22 protein-coding genes and 1 pseudogene are annotated in these 18,044 nt (G+C 64.1%); 11 read left to right on the forward strand and 12 right to left on the reverse strand.

All coding sequences use genetic code 11. From position 1 onward, the window contains the following. On the reverse strand, nt 1-631 hold a 631-nt coding region (locus O7A61_RS24720), incomplete at its 3' end, for an ImuA family protein (RefSeq protein WP_442921115.1). 524 nt (nt 632-1,155) lie between these two features. On the opposite strand from O7A61_RS24720, the gene O7A61_RS24725 reads away from it, so the two are divergent. Next, nucleotides 1,156-1,578 (forward strand): metallopeptidase family protein, encoded by a 423-nt coding sequence (locus O7A61_RS24725; RefSeq protein WP_337132059.1) that lies wholly within the window; start codon nt 1,156-1,158, stop codon nt 1,576-1,578. 94 nt (nt 1,579-1,672) lie between these two features. Here O7A61_RS24725 and O7A61_RS24730 read toward each other — a convergent pair whose 3' ends face one another. Both O7A61_RS24730 and O7A61_RS24735 read right to left on the reverse strand, forming a co-directional pair. Further along, the gene (locus O7A61_RS24730; protein ID WP_027145959.1) at nt 1,673-1,879 is read right to left on the reverse strand and encodes a DUF1737 domain-containing protein; all 207 of its coding nucleotides are present in this window, start codon (nt 1,877-1,879) and stop codon (nt 1,673-1,675) included. Between the two features lie 37 nt (nt 1,880-1,916). Next, nucleotides 1,917-2,807 carry an HpcH/HpaI aldolase/citrate lyase family protein gene (locus O7A61_RS24735; protein ID WP_337132060.1) on the reverse strand — a complete coding sequence of 297 codons (891 nt, stop codon included), beginning with the start codon at nt 2,805-2,807 and terminating at the stop codon, nt 1,917-1,919. A gap of 440 nt (nt 2,808-3,247) precedes the next feature. Here O7A61_RS24735 and O7A61_RS24740 point away from each other — a divergent pair, with 440 nt between their 5' ends. Genes O7A61_RS24740 through O7A61_RS24755 form a run of 4 tightly spaced genes read left to right on the forward strand, consistent with a single transcriptional unit; the run spans nt 3,248 to nt 7,114 of the window. After that, a complete protein-coding gene (locus O7A61_RS24740; protein WP_337132061.1) occupies nt 3,248-3,640 on the forward strand; it encodes a DUF4153 domain-containing protein in 393 nt (130 codons plus the stop codon). 3 nt (nt 3,641-3,643) lie between these two features. Beyond that, nucleotides 3,644-4,336 carry a response regulator transcription factor gene (locus O7A61_RS24745; protein WP_337132062.1) on the forward strand — a complete coding sequence of 231 codons (693 nt, stop codon included), beginning with the start codon at nt 3,644-3,646 and terminating at the stop codon, nt 4,334-4,336. Further along, on the forward strand, nt 4,327-5,922 hold the full coding sequence (locus O7A61_RS24750; protein WP_337132063.1) for a sensor histidine kinase: 1,596 nt from the start codon (nt 4,327-4,329) through the stop codon (nt 5,920-5,922). The genes O7A61_RS24745 and O7A61_RS24750 overlap by 10 nt, the downstream gene beginning before the upstream one ends. 25 nt (nt 5,923-5,947) lie before the next feature. Next, nucleotides 5,948-7,114: an NAD(P)/FAD-dependent oxidoreductase gene (locus tag O7A61_RS24755; protein ID WP_337132064.1), complete on the forward strand. Its 1,167-nt coding sequence runs from the start codon at nt 5,948-5,950 to the stop codon at nt 7,112-7,114. A gap of 173 nt (nt 7,115-7,287) precedes the next feature. Here the strand turns inward: O7A61_RS24755 and O7A61_RS24760 are convergent, their stop codons facing one another. The 5 genes from O7A61_RS24760 to O7A61_RS24780 form a co-directional block, all read right to left on the reverse strand. Continuing rightward, the gene (locus O7A61_RS24760) at nt 7,288-8,013 is read right to left on the reverse strand and encodes a DUF72 domain-containing protein (protein ID WP_337132065.1); all 726 of its coding nucleotides are present in this window, start codon (nt 8,011-8,013) and stop codon (nt 7,288-7,290) included. 70 nt (nt 8,014-8,083) lie between these two features. Then, complete coding sequence (locus tag O7A61_RS24765) at nt 8,084-8,575, reverse strand: SRPBCC family protein (RefSeq protein ID WP_337132066.1); 492 nt, start codon at nt 8,573-8,575, stop codon at nt 8,084-8,086. 38 nt (nt 8,576-8,613) lie between these two features. Continuing rightward, complete coding sequence (locus O7A61_RS24770; RefSeq protein WP_337132067.1) at nt 8,614-9,060, reverse strand: SRPBCC family protein; 447 nt, start codon at nt 9,058-9,060, stop codon at nt 8,614-8,616. After that, nucleotides 9,060-9,377, reverse strand: coding sequence for an ArsR/SmtB family transcription factor (locus tag O7A61_RS24775; protein WP_084636878.1), 318 nt, complete (start codon nt 9,375-9,377; stop codon nt 9,060-9,062). The genes O7A61_RS24770 and O7A61_RS24775 overlap by 1 nt, the downstream gene beginning before the upstream one ends. A gap of 75 nt (nt 9,378-9,452) precedes the next feature. Then, nucleotides 9,453-9,923, reverse strand: a complete 471-nt coding sequence (locus O7A61_RS24780) for a GNAT family N-acetyltransferase (protein ID WP_337132068.1) — start codon at nt 9,921-9,923, stop codon at nt 9,453-9,455. Between the two features lie 154 nt (nt 9,924-10,077). Here O7A61_RS24780 and leuD point away from each other — a divergent pair, with 154 nt between their 5' ends. The 6 genes and pseudogenes from leuD to leuB all read left to right on the forward strand — a co-directional run bounded on the left by leuD (nt 10,078) and on the right by leuB (nt 15,344). After that, a complete protein-coding gene (leuD, locus tag O7A61_RS24785) occupies nt 10,078-10,683 on the forward strand; it encodes a 3-isopropylmalate dehydratase small subunit (RefSeq protein ID WP_027145969.1) in 606 nt (201 codons plus the stop codon). A gap of 64 nt (nt 10,684-10,747) precedes the next feature. Further along, the gene (locus O7A61_RS24790) at nt 10,748-11,680 is read left to right on the forward strand and encodes a hypothetical protein (RefSeq protein WP_337132069.1); all 933 of its coding nucleotides are present in this window, start codon (nt 10,748-10,750) and stop codon (nt 11,678-11,680) included. A 256-nt stretch (nt 11,681-11,936) separates the two neighbouring features. Continuing rightward, entirely contained in the window at nt 11,937-12,941 is a 1,005-nt protein-coding gene (locus O7A61_RS24795; RefSeq protein ID WP_337132070.1) for a L,D-transpeptidase family protein, read from the forward strand. 183 nt (nt 12,942-13,124) lie between these two features. Further along, nucleotides 13,125-13,508, forward strand: coding sequence for a RidA family protein (locus O7A61_RS24800; protein ID WP_337132071.1), 384 nt, complete (start codon nt 13,125-13,127; stop codon nt 13,506-13,508). 13 nt (nt 13,509-13,521) lie between these two features. Beyond that, nucleotides 13,522-13,872: pseudogene (locus O7A61_RS24805) on the forward strand (VOC family protein). 368 nt (nt 13,873-14,240) lie between these two features. After that, complete coding sequence (gene leuB / locus O7A61_RS24810; protein WP_337132072.1) at nt 14,241-15,344, forward strand: 3-isopropylmalate dehydrogenase; 1,104 nt, start codon at nt 14,241-14,243, stop codon at nt 15,342-15,344. A gap of 18 nt (nt 15,345-15,362) precedes the next feature. Here leuB and O7A61_RS24815 read toward each other — a convergent pair whose 3' ends face one another. The 4 genes from O7A61_RS24815 to O7A61_RS24830 form a co-directional block, all read right to left on the reverse strand. Then, a complete protein-coding gene (locus tag O7A61_RS24815) occupies nt 15,363-15,812 on the reverse strand; it encodes a MarR family winged helix-turn-helix transcriptional regulator (RefSeq protein ID WP_337132073.1) in 450 nt (149 codons plus the stop codon). Then, nucleotides 15,805-16,122 (reverse strand): polyketide cyclase, encoded by a 318-nt coding sequence (locus O7A61_RS24820; protein WP_337132074.1) that lies wholly within the window; start codon nt 16,120-16,122, stop codon nt 15,805-15,807. The genes O7A61_RS24815 and O7A61_RS24820 overlap by 8 nt, the downstream gene beginning before the upstream one ends. A 257-nt stretch (nt 16,123-16,379) precedes the next feature. Then, nucleotides 16,380-17,099 carry a DUF805 domain-containing protein gene (locus O7A61_RS24825; protein ID WP_337132075.1) on the reverse strand — a complete coding sequence of 240 codons (720 nt, stop codon included), beginning with the start codon at nt 17,097-17,099 and terminating at the stop codon, nt 16,380-16,382. 129 nt (nt 17,100-17,228) lie between these two features. Continuing rightward, on the reverse strand, nt 17,229-18,044 hold an 816-nt coding region (locus O7A61_RS24830; RefSeq protein WP_337132076.1), incomplete at its 5' end, for a DbpA RNA binding domain-containing protein.

Here is an 18,044-nt window from a genome sequence, read left to right on the forward strand (position 1 = left end):
CCTGCCGCAGCAGGAACACCGGCCGGCCGGTAGCTTGCGCCCTTGCATGCAGCCGGCGTGTCGCGGTCAGGTCGAGCCGCTGCGGATTGCCACGGATTTCCAGGATAACGGCGGCAAGCGCGGTCATCCTGGCGGCTTCCTCGGCGACCCACAGCGCATCGACAAGCCTGGGCGCCTCGGAAAACAGCAATTGTCCGGGCTCGATGCCGAAGCAGCCATGCAGCCCCCTGGCGTAGGGAAAGCCGGCCTCGTGGAAAATTTCCGATGTTCCGACCCATAAGACGGGCAACCCCTGCGCCCGGTTGAGGATCAGGCTGACGAGCGACAGAGCGAAGCCGGCCACGGCTCCCGCATCGCGGGTTTCCAGGCCATGGATTTCGGTCAGGGCGGCTTTCGGCAGGCCGCCGCTGAGCGCGGCATCGAGCCGCTCGATGCCGATGGGCAGGAAAGCATCCGGCAAGGCCGCGGCAAGGCCGCGCCGTACGATCGTCAGATCGCTGCGGGGGCCGGCGCCGGCATCAAGGGTCGCCGCCGCCGGCGCCTGCAGGCGCTCGGGCAGCGTTCCCTCTATTTTCGCGATCTGGCGGCGCAGGGCAAAAACAGTCTCCCGCGCCACGGCGGTCATCGCCATGACGGTCAGCTTCCACTCACAATTGTTCCTGTTATGTTCCTATAGATTCCAGAGGCGATCCGAAGAGTCAAGCAGAGTCATGAGGAATTTATTCCTGCACGTATCGGCACATGAGTCCGACATTCACATGTCCGCACGTCACCATGAGGTCGTCATCCCTGGGCGAAGCAGCCGCGCAGCGGCGTCGCGGAGACCCTGGGATCCATGCCGCGACCTTGGCCGTGAAGTGCAGCGGAGCAAATTCTGCACCGTGGCAGCGCACCGGAGTCCCGGCATGGATTCCGGGGTCTGCGCCGCGTCGCTGCGCTCCTTGCTCCGCCCCAGAATGACGAAGTGATGGGCGTTTCCTCGCCAATCGCCAACGTATTCGTCATCGAGGCTTCCTAGCGGCGAAATTAACGCGGCCACCAAATGAGACGCCCTGGCCGGCGCTGCGCGATGGTGGAAGGTCCGGCATGAGAAATTGCCGCGCCATTTGCCTGGACCGGCACGAAAGCCTATATGCCGGGATCAAAGGACAAAGCATGGCCCGCATTTACAAGACCCGCACCTGGCATGGCGAACTTGCGCCCTCGATGGAGGAACTGGAGTTCCTGGCCCTGGAGGCCTACGCCCATCTGCCGGAGGAATTTCGCAAGCTGACCGGCGAGATCGTCATCCAGATCGCCGAATTCCCGACCGACGAGATCATGGACGATTTGTCGCTGGAGACGCCGTTCGACCTGCTCGGCCTGTTCGAGGGGCGCGGCATCGCTGAACGCTGGAACCCGCAAACCGGCGAAGGCCCGAACCGCATCACGCTCTATCGCCGCGCCATGCTGGACTACTGGGCCGAAAACGAGGAATCGCTGGGCGACATCGTCACCCACGTGCTGATCCACGAAATCGGCCACCATTTCGGCCTGTCCGACGATGATATGGAGAAGATCGAAGAGGCTGCTGAGTAGACCACTTTCGTCACCCTAGGGGTCTGCGCCGCCTCGCTTCGCTCCTTGCTTTACCCTAGGATGACGAAAAGAGAGGAGCCTCCGCGCTTTCCAGCTACCAGTCGCTGAGCTTGGTATCCGGCCCGTATTCCTGGCCGTCGACATCCTTCACCACGGCCTGGCCGCAGCGCATGGTCTTGGCTTTCTTGTCATAGGCGTAGGTCGGCGAGCCGAACAGATGCCAGCCCTTGTTCAGCGCCGCCGTCACCTTATGGCAGAAGCTGGCGTCGTCCGGGGCGGTGAGAAAGCGGTAGAGTTTCATCGTCCAATTCCTGTCATGTACCCCAAGTCGACGAATATCATGCGCCGATGGCGGCGGCCTTCGCCAGCAGTTTTTCGGCCTGCGCCAGGTGCAGCCGCTCGACCATCCTGCCATTCAGCGCGATGACGCCCTTGCCGCTGTTTTGCGCCAGCGCGAAGGCATCCTTCACCGCGCGCGCCTCGGCCAGCGCCTGCGCCGACGGGGCGAAGGCACGGTTGGCGGCCTCGATCTGCGATGGATGGATCAGCGTCTTGCCGTCAAAGCCCATGGCGGCGGCCTGAGCGCACTCGCGCGCAAACGCATCCGGATCGCGAAAATCGTTGAACACCCCGTCGAGCATGTCGAGGCCGCCGGCGCGCGCCGCCAGCAGCATCTGCATCAGCCATGGCAGGAGATAGGCGCGGTCCGGCATCGCCAGCACGCCGGTCTCCTTGATAAGGTCATTCGTTCCGGCAATGAAACAATCCAGCCGCGAGGCGGGATCACGGCCGAGTTCGGCGATGGCGCCGATGTTGAGCATGGCCTTGGGCGTCTCGATCATCGCCCATAGTTTCACGCTGTCGGGAGCAAAATTGTCGTCCAGCACATCGCCGACCTCGAGCACGTCGCGCGGTGTGTCGACCTTTGGCAGCAGGATGCCGTCCGGTTCCGCCTTGGCGACGGCCGCAAGATCGTCAGTGCCCCATTCGCTGGACAGCGCATTGACGCGCACCACCATCTCGCAGCGCCGGCCATTGTGGTCGGCATCAGGGCGGTTGGCGAAAATGCCGGCCAGTTTTTCGCGCGCGGCGATCTTGTCGGCGGGGGCGACGGCGTCCTCCAGATCGATGATGACGGCGTCGCAGGCAAGCTGGGCGATCTTGGCCAGCGCCTTCTCGTTGGAGGCCGGGACATAGAGCACGGAGCGGCGCGGGCGGTAGGGTTCCATGTCCGATCTATGCCGCGTGTGGCTGGTCGAGGCAAGCGTCCGCCCGGTACCTGACACGAGCCAACCGCGAAAGCTTGCGCTGCCCCTTGCCTGTCCGTCCTCTGCAGCAGTTGCGGAAGGGGACCCTTCCTCTCCCCCGTCGATCGCCTAGTCCGGAGGGAGAGGAAAGGAGCCTGGCTGGGGCGGCGCCAACGTCCGGAACCGATGGCGGGCAGCGCACCAGCGCTGCACGAAAACTGCACTCGCCTGCGGAAAACCTCCTCCGATCCGCCGCATCGCTTCCCTACCAGCCTGCGAGACAGGCGGCATGCACAAGCGAGCAAAACCCCGTCTGCCCTATCGGCTGCGCAGCGAAGGCTGGTGGCTGGTCGACCCGCCACGCGCCAAGCCCGCCGCAATTGTCATCCCCTTTGTCCGCCCGCATCGCGCTCGGAAAATCCATGGCCGCGGTCCGCCAATCTTCCGAAGTTATCCCTAGCGCTTATGCCTGCTGTTTCATCAACGTCGCCGTGCTGATCGCCAACTACAATGTCGACCGTTCCGTTGAAATGACCGGCCAGGTCATTCCCCTCGACGCCTGGTATCTGCGCTCGCTCGGTCCAGGCGCGTTTCCGGCACTCGATCGCTTCTTCGATCATCAGAACAAGACCCCGGACGCGGGCGCTGTCCGCGAACTTGAAGGATTGCGGGCCAGCGACGAAGACTGGTATCGCAGCGTCCAGCGGAACTGGCGTGACTGGCGCTTTCGTGACTGGCGCCTGCTTCGATATCTCGACAGCAAGGGGTCGCTCGTGCTTCCTCAGCCTTCGCAACCTTCCTTGCCGGACCGCTGACCGATGCCGCATCACATTCTTGTCGCCGACGATGACCCGCATATCCGCGAAGTGATCTGTTTCGCGCTGGAAAAGGCCGGCATGAAGACGGCTGCCGTGTCCGATGGCGCCGCCGCCCTGCAGGCGATCGAACGGCACATGCCCGACCTTGTCGTGCTCGACATCGGCATGCCGGAGATGGACGGGCTGGAGGTCTGCCGGCGGCTGCGCCAGCGATCAGACGTGCCGGTGCTGTTCCTGTCCGCGCGCGACGAAGAGATCGACCGCATCCTCGGGCTCGAAATGGGCGGCGACGATTATGTGATAAAGCCGTTCAGCCCGCGCGAACTGGTCGCCCGCGTCAACGTCATCCTGCGGCGCGCCCGCCCGGCAGGGCCCGAACCGGTTGACGACAGGCAGTTCACCCATGGCAAGCTCACGCTAGTGCCGGCCAGCCATAGCGCCGGCTTCGACGGCCGGCCGCTTGCCCTGACCGGAATAGAATTCTCGATCCTGAAAGGGTTTCTGGCGCGGCCCACCCACGTGCTCGATCGCGACGCGGTGATGGCCAGTGCCTATGCCGGCAAGATCCATGTCGCCGACCGCACCGTCGACAGCCATATCCGCAACATCCGCGCCAAGCTGGCGGCGGTCGGATGCCTGGATGCCATCGAGACGGTGCACGGCGTCGGCTTCCGGCTCGGCCGATGCGGCTGACGACCTCAAGCAAGTGGAGCGGCCGCAAATGGCGGCCGCGCCTCGCCACGGTCGTCGTCGCCATCCTGATCCTGGTGATGGCCTTGCCGCTGGTCGGCCTGTTCTTCTTCCGCCTCTACGAAAACCAGTTGATCCGCCAGACCGAGGCGGAGCTGATCGCGCAAGGTGCGGCGATCGCCGCCATCTATGCGCAGGAGGTGCGCGACGCCGGCATTTCCGGAGACAAGCTCGGTGTGCCGATGCCTGAGGCCAATGGCACCGCGAACCGAGGCGCCGATTCGCCTTATCGGCCGATCGAGCCGCAGCTCGATCTCGCCTCGGATTACGTGCTTGCGACCCGGCCGGCGGGGACGCCTGCCACGGCCGATCCAGCCTTCGCCGCGATCGGCGCGCGGCTGACCGGCATTCTCGACGCGACGCAGAAAACCACGCCGGCCGGCTTCCGGCTGCTTGACCCCACAGGTGTCGTCATTGCCGGGCGCGACGAGATCGGGCAGTCGCTTGCCGAGGTCGAGGAGGTGCGTGAGGCCCTCGCCGGGCACTATGCCAGCGCGCTCAGGCTGCGTATCCCCAACCAGCCGCCGCCGCCGCTCTATTCGGTCAGCCGCGGCACCAGGGTGCGCGTCTTCGTCGCGCTGCCGGTTGCCGTCGACCGCAAGGTCGCCGGCGTGGTCTATGTCTCGCGGACGCCCAACAACATCATAAAACATCTCTATGGCGAACGCGGCAAGGTGACAGCGGCGGCGATCGCCATCCTCGGCGGCACGCTGCTCATCGGCCTCGTCTTCCTGCGCACCGTCAGCCGGCCGATCTATGCGCTGATCGACCGCACCCAGCGCATTGCCGCCGGCGAGCGCGGCGCGATCCGGCCGCTCGACCATCATGGCACGCGCGAAATGGCCGAATTGTCCGCCGCCTTCCTCGACATGGCCGAAAAACTGCAGGCGCGCTCGGACTCGATCCAGACCTTCGCCACCCATGTCTCGCATGAACTCAAGTCGCCGTTGACGGCGATCCAGGGCGCTGCCGAACTGCTGCGCGATTCCGGCTCGGCGATGGACGATGACGAGCGGCGGCGCTTCTCCAACAATATCGTCACCGATGCCGGGCGGCTCAATTTGCTGGTGCGGCGGCTGCTTGACCTGGCACGGGCCGAAAACCTTGCACCGAGCGGCGAAAGCACCTCGGTCGGTGCGGCGCTGGCGCTGCTTCCCGTCGACACCAGGCTCGCGGTTCGCGTCGAGGCCGGCGGCGATCTGGCCTTACGCATCTCGGCCGAGAACGGAGCAATCGTATTTGGCAATCTCATCGATAATTCGGCCCGGCACGGCGCGACGCAAGTTTCGATCACTGCCGCAAGCACCGGCGGCAAGGCGACGGTGCTGGTCAGCGACGATGGCGCCGGCATTTCGCCAAGCAACCAAGCGCGCATCTTCGAGCCGTTCTTCACCACGCGCCGCTCTACCGGCGGCACCGGCATGGGGCTGGGCATCGTGCTGGCCCTCCTGAAAGCGCATGATGGTACGATCCGGCTGGTTGACACCGAGCGCGGCACGCGCTTCGAGATCACCTTGCCGGTCGCGTAAGACGGACGGCGGATCGGAGAAAAAAGTGCGCTACGACATCGTCATCATCGGCGGAGCCATCGTCGGGTCCTCGGTCGCCTACTATCTGCGCGAGGAAGGGTTTTCCGGCTCGATCGCGCTGATCGAACGCGACCCACAATTCGCCCATGCGGCGACGACGCTGTCCATGGCGTCGATCCGCCAGCAATTCTCCATTCCGGAAAATATCCGCCTGTCGCAATTCACGCTGAAACTGTTCCGGCGGCTGAAGGAAGAATTCGGCGCCGAAGCCGATATCGGTTTTCGCGAGGGTGGCTATCTCATCCTTGCCGGCGAGGCCGGGCTGCCGATCCTGAAGGCCAATCACGCGGCGCAGGTCGCCGAGGGCGCAGACATCCTGCTCGAGGACGCCGACCAGCTGACGCGCCGCTTCCCCTGGCTGTCGGCCGAAGGCATCACCGCCGGCGCCTATGGCCGAAGCGGGGAAGGCTGGTTCGACGCCCATGCGATGCTGATGCTGTTCCGCAAGGCGTTGCGGGAGAAGAAGATCGACTTCATCAGCGCTTCGGTCTCCGGCATCGAGCGGCAGGGCGACCGCGTCACCGGCGTCAGCCTCGACAATGGCGATCGGCTGGAGGCCGGCATCGTCATCAATGCCGCCGGGCCGAACGCCGGCAAGGTCGCCGCCCTTGCAGAGCTGGCGCTGCCGGTCGAGCCACGCAAGCGCAATGTCTTCGTCTTCGAGGCGCACGAGAAATATGCCGACATGCCGCTGCTGGTCGATCCCTCCGGCATCTATGTCAGGCCGGAAGGCTCGGTCTACCTCACCGGCGGCGCCGAGCCGGAAGAGGGCGACGGCCCGGCCAATGCCGGGGATTTCGAGGTCGACTGGCCGCTGTTCGAGGAGGTGATCTGGCCGGTGCTGGCGACCCGCATCCCGGCCTTCGAGGCCATCAAGCCGACGCGCGCCTGGGCCGGGCATTATGACTACAACACGCTGGACCAGAACGCCGTGATTGGCCCGCATCCCGAGGTGGCGAATTTCCTCTTCGCCAACGGATTCTCCGGCCACGGCCTGCAGCAGGCGCCGGCGGTCGGCAAGGCGCTGGCCGAGTTGATCGTGCATGGCGGCTATCGGACGATCGACTGCTCGGCGTTTGGCTATGCGCGTATCGCTGAGGGAAGAGCGTTCCGGGAATTGAACGTGATTTGAAGGGCTGGGCTGCCTCTCCCTTCTCCCCTTGTGGGAGAAGGTGGCCGAGCAAAGCTCGGTCGGATGAGGGGTGTTCCAGCTTGGCAAGGACGGCGATCCGTCACCCACCCCTCAACCGTCTCGGCGCTGCGCGCCGATCCACCTTCTCCCACAAGGGGAGAAGGAAGAAGCGTCTACGCCATCATCGCCTCAACCCTAAGCGCATTGCCCAGCGCATTGCCTCCGGCCGTGTTGTCGAAGATGCCCCAGACCTCGGCACCCGCAGCGGCCGCTGCCTCCAATTGTCGGCTAAATCGGGCGAGATTTTCGGCATCGTAATCGGAGTAATAGACGCGCGGCGTGCCGTGCCAGCGGAAGTAGGCGAGGCTAGGCCAGCCGCCCGGCACCGCGGCAGATGGCACCGGAGCGGGGTCGGCGGCGACACGCGCGATCCGGCGATCGGCCAGAAGCGCTTCAGCGTCCGGTTCGAACCAGCCGGCATGGCGCGGCTCGCAGACCAGCCTGGCCTTTGTTCGCCTGCTGTCGAAGAAACCGCGCGCGACATCCGGCTCGAAGGGCAGGCTCGGCGGCAGCTGCGCCACAAGCACGCTCAGCTTTGCGCCGAGACCTTCGACCTGCTGGAGAAAGCTTTCCAAAAGCTCGTTGCAGTCGACGAGACGGCGCTCATGGGTGATCGCCTTCGGCAGCTTGACGGCGAAGCGAAAGTGCTCCGGCACGGCGCGCGCCCAGCGCTCGTAGGTCTCGCGGCGATGCGGCTTGTAGAAGGACGTGTCGATCTCGACGATCGGAAAATGCCGGCCGTAGCGTTCGAGATGCGATCCGGGTTGCGGAAAATCTTGCTGGTATCGTGTCGGAATGCCCCAGCCGGCCGTGCCTATGAAACATACCTGTTTTGCCATGCATTGGATGTGGACCGGACGAGATCCGGGTCAAGGCGGACAAAGGGTATGCAAAGCAGCGACCCGCGGCTCACGCAGCAACCCGCCTTCCAGCCTCGACATGCGCTTGAAGCCAGGCCAGCACCCGCGCCCACCCCTTTGCATGTTCGGCCGCCGCCTCATGCAGCCCGGCAAAGCCGCCATGGCAAATGGTGAGGCGCGTGCCCCTTGAAATCGGCTCCAGCAGCCAGGCGACCATGGTTTGCCGCCGGCCAAGCGTAGGATGGTCCCACTCATAGGCCCGCGTCTGCACGATCCGGCGCGGCGCTTCGATTTCGAGGAACTCGCCGCTGGTCGGCAGGTCCATGCCGTCAGCCGTGCGGACAATAACGGTCCAACGGCCGCCGACGCGCGGGTCGGCCGACCAGTCGACCATCCGGTAGGTCTCGGCTGACCCCCACCATTGCTCTACCTCCTTGCCGATCAGCGCCTCGAAGATGCGTTCCGGAGGTGCTTCCATCTCGGCGGACGTCATGACGGTCTCGCCATTGGTCATGCTCCGTACCCTGAGAGCGTGCATCATGGATGTCTCCAGATTTGTTTCGCTAGCAAAACGAGCCTTCACCCTTTCGATGGCGGGCGCTCGAACCCCTTGCCGGTCTCGAGCAGGCTCTTGAGGCTGGCCAGCACCAGCGGCCAGCCCTTGGCAACGTCGCCGATCAGCTTGTGCGGCCCGTCCGCTTCATGGGTGACGGCAAGCTTCATCAACTCGCCTTCCTGTTCGATGGTGAAGGTGCAGCGCGTGTAGCCGTCTTCCCTGATCTCGGGCATCCATTCATTGCGCCATTTTATGACCAGGCGTCGCGGCGGATCGATCTCGAGGATCTCGCCGCTGTCGGCGACTCGCCCGTCCGGGAAGATCAGCTTCCAGCTGGAGCCCACTTTCCAATCGCTCTCCTGATAGGAGCAGAGGAAAAACTGCCGGTTGAACTCCGGGTCGGTCAACGCTTCCCAGAGCTTTTCGGGCGTGGTTCGGATATAAGTCACATAAACGAAGCTGTTGCTCATCAGTCTTCCCTTTCGAGGCGTTTCTTCAGCTCGCTGAGGGCTGTCAGCCGCCCCCGCTCGAATTTGCCGATCCAGCGTTCGGCGATCTCATTGATCGGAACCGGATTGAGGTAGTGCTCCTTCTCTCGGCCCCGGCGTATGGTGGTGACGAGGTTTGCTTCCTCCAGGATCGCCAGGTGCTTGGTCACCGCCTGGCGGGTCATGGCCATCTCAGCGCACAGCGCATTCAGCGTCTGCCCATTCCTGGCATGGAGGCTGTCCAGCAATTGCCGGCGTGTCGGGTCCGCCAGGGCGCGAAAGGCTGCATCCATGCTCATGGCTTTAATATGCAACCAAATGGTTGCATGTCAAGCGGCAAGATGCCCGTTGTTGGCCGTAGGCGGGAGAAGAAATCAGCGCTTGCGGGAGATCCAGAAGGCGTCGGGCATACGTTTCATGCCGATGCGTTCGTAGAAGCCGACAGCATCGGGCATCGAGATCAGGCTGATGGCGACCGACGGTCCGAGCTGCCGGACAACCTCGTCCATCAGCCCCTTGCCGATGCCCAGGCCTTGCGCCTTGGCCGAGACGGCGAGATCGGAGATGTAGCAGACCCAGGAAAAGTCGGTCAGGCAGCGGGCAACGCCAATCAGCGGCTTGGCTTCCATTTCGAGAGGGGCCATTTCGAGAGGGGCCATGTCGAGAGGGGCCATCTCGAGACGGGCGGTCACGATCAGGTTGGCGCCTTCCAGCATCGCCTTCAGCCTTGCCTCGTCATCGACGGGCCTGACTTCGCCGAGACCGGATTCCACCAGCACGCGGCGGAATTCGGGAATGCCGAGCGTCGGTTCGCGCGCGTAGAGGACGTGGGCGTTTTCTGCCATGGGACCAGACTGCACCATCGGGCGGCGATTTCGAAGCCGTTTTTGTGCGGCACCCTCTTGCCGGCACCCACAAACAGTTGCCTTTTATTTGCGCGCGGCTTTGTGTAAACCGGGCCTCAGCAAATCCCCGCAACGAAAAACACGGGCCAAAGCCATGGAAAAATTCACCAAGCTCACCGGCGTCGCCGCTCCCATGCCGATCGTCAATGTCGACACCGACATGATCATCCCGAAGGATTATCTCAAGACGATCAAGCGCACCGGGCTTGGCACCGGCCTGTTCGCCGAGATGCGCTACAATGACGACGGTTCGGAAAATCCGGATTTCGTGCTCAACAAGCCGGCCTACCGCAAGGCGCAGATCCTGGTCGCCGGCGACAATTTCGGCTGCGGCTCGAGCCGGGAACACGCGCCATGGGCGCTGCTCGATTTCGGCATACGCTGCGTCATCTCGACCTCGTTCGCCGACATCTTCTACAACAACTGCTTCAAGAACGGCGTGCTGCCGATCACCGTCAGCCCCGAGGACCTGGAGAAGCTGATGGACGACGCCTCGCGCGGCTCCAACGCCACTCTGTCGGTCGATCTCGAAGCCAAGGAAATCCGTGGTCCGGACGGCGGCGTGGTCACATTCGACCTCGACGATTTCAAGCGGCACTGCCTGCTCAACGGGCTCGACGATATCGGCCTGACCATGGAAAAGGCCGGCGCCATCGCCTCGTTCGAGAAGAAGAACGCCGAACTGCGCCCCTGGGCCTGAAGCCCTGAACAGATAGGCCCGGCCGCGAGCGGTCGGGTTCGTGGCGACCGAGGGAGGGACAGTCATGACACGTTTGCTTCTGGCCGGCGTTTGCGCTTCGGCGGTGATGTTTCTGACGATCGCGGGCGCGCATGCACAGACCGGCACTGTGCTCGTGCCGGCCCGCGATGCGTCCGGCGCCGCCGACCAGGGCGCGTCAAGCACGGGCAACGTGGCGCTGGCCGAGGATGACAAGCAGGCGCCGATCCCGTTCGAGGGCGGTCAGCTGACCATCACGCAGCCGGAGCAGGACGGCGAAAAGGTGCTGGCCTATGACGGCAAGCAACTGGCCAGCAACTACGATGTCTTCTTCGACAAGATCGTGGAGGTCGGCGGCATCAAGGTGGCGCTGTTCAATGTCGGCGATGGCGGCAATCAATGCGGCCCGGCGACGGTGATCGTCTGGAAGCCGGAAGGCGGCGAGATCCAGGGCACCACGGTCGAGCAGGACGAGTGCGGCGCGCCGCCCTCCGCGGTGTCCGACAACGCCATTTATTTCGTGCCGTATCTCTTGCCGGGGGAGCAGAAGCCGGCGCTGCAGTGGTCGCCGACGGATGGGCTGACGATTTCCGGCAATCTCACCTACATGCCGGAACCCGGCACCGACTGGAAAGACATTGATCCGGAAAAGTACCAGAACATCATCGACGCCTTCCACAACGAGGCCGTCTACAAGGAAGCCGAAAAACTGCTCGGCAAGGACATGCCCGACATGGCGACCAGCCTGCTGGTCGGCGGCGGCACGGAAAAGACCGCGTCCGGCGCCTTCTACGCCAGCGGCTGCGTGCCGCATGATTGCGGCGGCAATGACGGTTTCATGGCGGTCGACCCGGCCAAGCACCAACTCTATTTCGCCCGCCGCGGCGACAATGGCCAACCGAACGCCTGGCCGGCGCTGGCGACATGGCCGGCCGACGTGAAGGAGGCGCTGGACAAAGCGCTGGGGTCGGCGAATTAGGTAGAGCATTTCCGGCGAAAACAGGGCGAGGCGAATTTCCTCCGGCTTACGCGCGACAACCGTCCATTGTTGCCGACGCGCGCAGGACTGCGGTTTATACGCCGTTCTTCCTTTGAGTGCCGCCGATCGCCGGCGCGGAGATCGAGGATGGTCTTCGCCCAACCCGCGTCAACGGCGATATTCGTGGGGCAAATGGAACCAGATCGGCCGCGCGGCGTCATAGAAGCAGCTTCGCAGCAGTGCCTGGAGTAAATTGATGGTCAGGCTCGTTCTTCTGGCGTTTGTTTTGTTGGCCTTCGCATCTGGCGCCACGGAGGCGGCAAAGCTGGACGCAGCCGCCATCAACAATGCTCAATTCGGCGAAGCCGCAACGAAGGGCGTCGATGCGACCGTGCTGAAGGCACAGATCCTTTTGGACCGCGCGCGGTTCTCGCCTGGCCTGATTGATGGCCGCCAGGCGGAGAACTTCACCAAGGCGGTGCGGGCATTTCAGGCGGCCAACGCGCTGCCCGCCGATGGCAAGCTCAACCGGGAGACCTGGGACAAGCTGGCCGCAGCCTCACCAGGCCCGGTTCTTGTGAATTACGAGCTGACGCGCAAGGATGTCCGTGGACCGTTTACCAAGCGCATTCCGGCCGGTATGGAAAGAATGGCTCGCCTGCGCAGGCTCGGCTATCGCAGTTCGCTGGAACGGATCGCAGAGCACTTCCACATCAGCGAACAATTGTTGCGAAGGCTCAACCCGGGCATCAGCTTCAGGAGGGCGGGCGCAAAGCTGCTGGTGCCGGCTATCGCCCGAGGCGATCCGCCCTCAGCCGTTGCCAACGTCGAAGTCGACAAGGCCGCGCGCCAAGTTCGCGTTCTCGACAATTCCGGCAAAGTGGTTTCGGTCTATCCCGCCTCGATTGGAAGCGAAGAGAAGCCGGCGCCGAGCGGCGAGGCACAAGTCACACGCGTAGTCCACAATCCCACCTATCACTATGATCCCAACTTCGCCTTCAAGGGGGTCAAAACCAAACGACCCTTCACCATCGCTGCCGGGCCTAACAATCCTGTCGGATCGGTCTGGATCGATCTGTCCATTGAAAGTTACGGGATTCACGGCACGCCCGAACCAGGCAAGATCGGGAAGACCTTTTCGCATGGTTGCATCAGACTGACCAATTGGGATGCCGAAGACCTCGCCCTTGAGGTGCACAAAGGCACAAGGGTTGTCTTCACCGGAGAAACGGCTGAATCGGCCAACGACCAACCCGGCTGACGCATGACGGGCAATTGGGACCCCTGAGCCGGTGCCGGGGCGGCACGGAGAGCACCTCACGGTAGCCGGCGCACGAGCTGGCATATCGACGTCACAGGTCCTGCACCGTCGATCCATTCGTCTTGGCCCTTGGCGGGATCGGCGTTTTCCCCACAGAGTAGCTGCAACCATGCGAGGTCCTTCATGCGCAAGCTCATCTCCACCGGTTCGCCGTTCGAAAAGACCGCAGGCTATTCGCGTGCGGTGGTGCAGGGCGACTGGTGTTTCATCTCCGGCACCACCGGCTACGACTATGCGACCATGACGATGCCGGACACGGTCGAGGCGCAGACACGCAACTGCCTGGCGACGATCGGCAAGGCGTTGCAGGACGGCGGCTTTGACATGGCCGATGTGGTGCGGGCGCATTACTACGTCACCGACCAGGCTTTCGTGGACGTGGTCTTCCCGATCCTCGGCGAGACGTTCGGCGACATCAGGCCGGCGGCGACGATGATCGTGTGCCAGCTCAACAAGCCGGAAATGAAGATCGAGATCGAGGTGACGGCGCTGCGGCGTACGGCCTGAGGAGACCTACGCCATGAAGGTCAGGCGCATCGTGGCCAATATCGAGACACCGAACGCGGCGGCGGCGAACCGTTTCTACCATGGCGTGCTTGGCCTCGACATCCTGATGGATCAGGGCTGGATCGTAACCTACGGTTCCGGGGAAACGATGCAGGTGCAGGTCAGTTTCATGGCGCAAGGCGGGTCCGGTACGCCGGTGCCGGACTTGTCGATTGAGGTCGATGACGTCGATGCGGCGCTCGAGGCCATGAAGGCCGCCGGTTTCGTCATCGAATATGGGCCGGCCGACGAACCCTGAGGCGTCCGGCGCTTCTATGTGCGAGATCCCCTTGGCCGGCTGGTCAATATTCTCTCGCATCGGTGAGGGTCCCTCTGCGGGTCAGCGCGCGTGAAGACCCTGAGATGCCGGCGGGACAGCGCCCCCTCTGGCCTGCCGGCCATCTCCCCCTCAAGTGGGGAGATTGACGTCACCTCGGCTTTCGCCAATCTCCAACAACGAACGAGGAGGCGAGGCGGCTGCCAATCTCCCCATTAGAGGGGGAGATGCCCGGCAGGGCAGAGGGGGGCGCGAAGGATCGCGGCGAAAGGTCGTTCGTCCCAGCATTCATCCTCCCCTTGCGCTGCAACCGCTTGGCGTTTAGCAAGGCCGCGGTCGCACAGCGCCGCGCGCCTCCTTGGCGTGCAAAGGACGCTGTGCAAAATCGAAACGCAATCTTTCTGGGACGGCTCTCCATGGCAACGAAGCATCTTTTCCTGCTCCCCGGCGACGGCATCGGCCCCGAGGCCATGGCCGAGGTCAAGAAGCTGATAGCTGCCATGAACGCAACGCTCGGCAGCGGCTTTGTCACCGATGAGGGCCTGGTCGGCGGCTGTGCCTACGATGCGCATGGCGCGGCGATTTCCGATGCCGATATGGAAAAAGCGATGGCCGCGGACGCTGTGCTGTTCGGCGCCGTCGGCGGGCCGAAGTGGGATGCCGTGCCTTACGAGGTGCGGCCCGAGGCCGGCCTGCTGCGGCTGCGCAAGGACATGGAGCTGTTCGCCAATCTGCGCCCGGCGATCTGCTATCCGGCGCTGGCCGCATCGTCCTCGTTGAAGCAGGAAGTCGTCGAAGGCCTCGACATCCTCATCGTGCGCGAGCTGACCGGCGGCGTCTATTTCGGCGAGCCCAAGCAGATCATCGATCTCGGCAACGGCCAGAAGCGCGGCATCGACACGCAGGTCTACGACACGTTCGAGATCGAGCGCATTTCGGGCGTCGCTTTCGAGCTCGCGCGGACCCGCAAGAACCACGTCACCTCGATGGAAAAGCGCAACGTCATGAAGTCTGGCGTGCTGTGGAACGAGGTCGTCACCCAGACCCACAAGGCGCGCTATTCCGACGTCAAGCTCGACCACATGCTGGCCGACGCCGGCGGCATGCAGCTGGTGCGCTGGCCAAAACAGTTCGACGTCATCGTCACCGACAATCTGTTCGGCGACATGCTGTCCGACATCGCCGCCATGCTGACCGGCTCGATCGGCATGCTGCCGTCGGCCTCGCTCGGCGCGCCCGACGTGAAGACCAAGAAGCGCAAGGCGCTCTACGAGCCGGTACATGGCTCGGCCCCCGACATTGCCAGCAAGGGCATCGCCAACCCGATCGCCATGATCGCCTCCTTCGCCATGTGCCTGCGCTATTCCTTCGGCATGGTCGATGAAGCCGACAAGCTCGAAGCTTCAATCGCCGCCGTGCTCGACCAGGGCTGGCGCACCAAGGATATTTTCTCCCCCGGCATGACCGAGGTTGGCACCGTCGAGATGGGCGACGCAATCATCGCAAAATTCCTGGCCTAGCCGCAGGGCGGCTCGGCCTCAGCGGATCTCGCCGGCAAGCTGCCGCAGCAGGCCGACGAGCTGCGCCTCGTCCACAGGTTCGAAGAAGGCCGCGTCGGCGGCCTCGACGGCGACGATCGCTTGCTGTGCGGCGGCCACTCCGGCGGCGGTGACGCGGATCACCTTGGCTCGGGAATCCCGGGGGTCGGCCTCGCGTGCAATCAATCCCTTGACTTCCAGCCGGGCGACGACGTCCGAGGTCATCTTCACCTCCGTGCCGGCCTGGGCGGCGAGCTGCACCTGGTTGGGCGGCTCGCCATTGCGGCCGAGCCACATCGCCGAGGCGAGCAGCACGAATTGGACATGTGTCAGGTCGAGCGGCGCCAGCGCCGCCGTCATGACACGCTGCCAGCGCATCGTGGTCCGCCAGAGCAGCAATCCGGGGCTCTCCGATGGTCCGCCCTTGAAGCGCGTGTCCAGTTCAGCCACGGTTCGCCAACGCCTCCGCCTGCTTGAACAGCCTGGCCATCGAGACGTCGAAATCGCCACTGATCTGCGGCCCGAGTTCCGGGCCGACCTCGGCGGCCGAAGGGCCCGAGATATCAAGCCGGTGCGTCACCTGCGTGCCGCCTTCGACGGGCACCAGCGTGTGCCGGAACAGCAGCGTGGTGTCACCGAACGAAGTTTCATCGGCATAGGTCAAATTGTCGACGAGATCGACGATGGTCGATTCGAACGTGTCCTGTCCGACCGGTGTCACCGAGACGCGGGTGCCCTTGGCGAACGGCCCGTGCGGCACGAAAGGTCGGACCCCTCATAGGTCAGGCGACCTTCATGCAAGGCCTTGAGCGCGTTCCAGATGGCTCGCGCCGGAAGCGGGGAAGTCGCGGTGTATTCATTGGTCCACATTGTCCTGGCTCCGTCCGTCTTGTCCGATCGATCCTTCGATCCGTGCACAGACTATCTGTGCGCGGATTAAATTGCAAGCGGAATTTTCGGCCGCAACATTCGATGAGCGGATACTGGGTTGTTCATGATTGCCATGTGCACGCGACGCTATATGCCGACACCAGCCGGCACCGGTCCCCACTGGTTTTCACGCGCCTGGGTCGGGATCAGCGCGAAGACCAGGATGATCAGGCTGCCGATGCTGGGGATGAGGATCAGCAGATAGAGCCAGCCCGACAGGCCGATATCGTGCAGCCGGCGCACGGTCATGCCGAGGCCGGGCAGGAGCGTCGCCAGGAGGAAGGTGCCGCAGAGGCCGACCGTCACCACCGCGGAGACATCGGTGTCGAAATTGCCCATTTCGATATCGGTGAAGATGCCGATGCCGCCGATGATGAGCAGGCAGATCACCCAGAACAGGCAGTAGCCCCAATATTCCTTGCGGCGGGCGCGGCCGGCGAAGTTGAAGTAGTTCCGCGTCAGGCCACGCCAGAAATAGCCCCAGAGATCACTGGATTCGGCGGTTGCGCTCTCGCTGGATCGGCCGAAATGCTGCGCCTGCGGTGCGCGGGCCGCGGGTGCGGTGCCGGCTGGAGCCGGTGCGGCGTTTATGCCGGCGGCCACGGTCGAGCTCGCGGTGGTTTGGCCAGCGATCGAAAAAACGTCTCGCGCCTGGCCGCCGCCCGCCTGGAACTCCACCACCGTCCCATTGGGCATCGCGGTTTGCCGGCGCAGGTTCTCGCGGGTGAAGGTGTAGCGGTTGCCGTCGGCGCCGGTGATGAAGCCGAAGCCCTGATCCTCGTCATAGTGAAGCACTTCGCCGCGCATCGCCCACCCCTTGTCGCCACGTCCCTGCCAAGATGTGGCACAGGGCCGAACCGATGGGCAAGCCGCCCATAAGCTACCGCCTTCGCGGCAAATGACGCAAAAATCAGCAGCGAGGCTTTCGCGTCGGTCTTACGACGGGCGCTTCTTCGTCTTCTTGTGCTTAGGCGCGCCGGTATTTTCGAATTTCGGCTTGCCCGGCTTTTTCGCCCACGGCTTTGCATCATGCGCGGCTGCCGGGCGCTGGTCGGCGGAAGCCGGTGCACGCTTCTCGAACCTGCGCTTCGGCGCGTTCGGGTCGAACGGCGCCTTGCCGCGATGCGGTTTCTTGTCCGGGCTGGGCGGCTGGTAGCCGGCCCGCGACAGGTCAGGCGTGCCGTCCAGCCGCTTCACCACGATGTTGCCCTGCAATTTGCGGTCGGGACCGATCGCGGCGAGAAAACGCTCGGCCCAGTCGGCGGCGATCTGCACGAACGTCTCTTCCGGCTGCATCTTGATCGCGCCGATCTCACGCTTGCTGATGCTGCCGGCACGGCACAGCATCGGGATCAGCCAGCGCGGCTCGGCATTCTGCCGGCGTCCGACCGACAGCGAGAACCAGACGCTGGCGCCGAAATCGTCGCGGCGGCTGGGCGCCTCGTCGCGGTGCGCAAACTTCTCGCCCGCCGGTCTTTCGCGCGAAGGTGTGAAAGGCGCGACGTCCATCAGATCCTCGGGCGCGGAGCGGCTGGCGCGGCACTGGCGCACAAAGGCGGCCGCCACCTGTTCGGCACCATGCCTGGCGAGAAGCGCGTCGATGAATGCACGCTCGTCGTCCTTCACCGGTTCGTCGAAAGCCGGATCGGCAAGGATGCGCTCGTCGTCGCGCCGTATCACGTCGTCGGCCGAGGGCGGGCTCGCCCATGTCGCCGTCAGCTTGGCGCTTTGCAGCAGCCGCTCGGTGCGCCT

Source organism: Mesorhizobium sp. Cs1321R2N1, assembly GCF_037179725.1.
Classification (GTDB): domain Bacteria; phylum Pseudomonadota; class Alphaproteobacteria; order Rhizobiales; family Rhizobiaceae; genus Mesorhizobium; species Mesorhizobium salmacidum.

Excerpts from the sequence above, each read along its gene's own strand:
- O7A61_RS24740 (WP_337132061.1), top strand. The coding sequence starts at position 3,248 with ATGGCCGCGGTCCGCCAATCTTCCGAAGTTATCCCTAGCGCTTATGCC.
- O7A61_RS24745 (WP_337132062.1), top strand. The coding sequence starts at position 3,644 with ATGCCGCATCACATTCTTGTCGCCGACGATGACCCGCATATCCGCGAA.
- O7A61_RS24770 (WP_337132067.1), bottom strand. The coding sequence starts at position 9,060 with ATGAGCAACAGCTTCGTTTATGTGACTTATATCCGAACCACGCCCGAA.
- O7A61_RS24795 (WP_337132070.1), top strand. The coding sequence starts at position 11,937 with ATGGTCAGGCTCGTTCTTCTGGCGTTTGTTTTGTTGGCCTTCGCATCT.
- O7A61_RS24735 (WP_337132060.1), bottom strand. The coding sequence starts at position 2,807 with ATGGAACCCTACCGCCCGCGCCGCTCCGTGCTCTATGTCCCGGCCTCC.
- O7A61_RS24780 (WP_337132068.1), bottom strand. The coding sequence starts at position 9,923 with ATGGCAGAAAACGCCCACGTCCTCTACGCGCGCGAACCGACGCTCGGC.
- O7A61_RS24775 (WP_084636878.1), bottom strand. The coding sequence starts at position 9,377 with ATGAGCATGGATGCAGCCTTTCGCGCCCTGGCGGACCCGACACGCCGG.
- O7A61_RS24800 (WP_337132071.1), top strand. The coding sequence starts at position 13,125 with ATGCGCAAGCTCATCTCCACCGGTTCGCCGTTCGAAAAGACCGCAGGC.
- O7A61_RS24725 (WP_337132059.1), top strand. The coding sequence starts at position 1,156 with ATGGCCCGCATTTACAAGACCCGCACCTGGCATGGCGAACTTGCGCCC.
- O7A61_RS24750 (WP_337132063.1), top strand. The coding sequence starts at position 4,327 with ATGCGGCTGACGACCTCAAGCAAGTGGAGCGGCCGCAAATGGCGGCCG.
- O7A61_RS24765 (WP_337132066.1), bottom strand. The coding sequence starts at position 8,575 with ATGATGCACGCTCTCAGGGTACGGAGCATGACCAATGGCGAGACCGTC.
- leuB (WP_337132072.1), top strand. The coding sequence starts at position 14,241 with ATGGCAACGAAGCATCTTTTCCTGCTCCCCGGCGACGGCATCGGCCCC.
- O7A61_RS24825 (WP_337132075.1), bottom strand. The coding sequence starts at position 17,099 with ATGCGCGGCGAAGTGCTTCACTATGACGAGGATCAGGGCTTCGGCTTC.
- O7A61_RS24790 (WP_337132069.1), top strand. The coding sequence starts at position 10,748 with ATGACACGTTTGCTTCTGGCCGGCGTTTGCGCTTCGGCGGTGATGTTT.
- O7A61_RS24730 (WP_027145959.1), bottom strand. The coding sequence starts at position 1,879 with ATGAAACTCTACCGCTTTCTCACCGCCCCGGACGACGCCAGCTTCTGC.
- leuD (WP_027145969.1), top strand. The coding sequence starts at position 10,078 with ATGGAAAAATTCACCAAGCTCACCGGCGTCGCCGCTCCCATGCCGATC.
- O7A61_RS24760 (WP_337132065.1), bottom strand. The coding sequence starts at position 8,013 with ATGGCAAAACAGGTATGTTTCATAGGCACGGCCGGCTGGGGCATTCCG.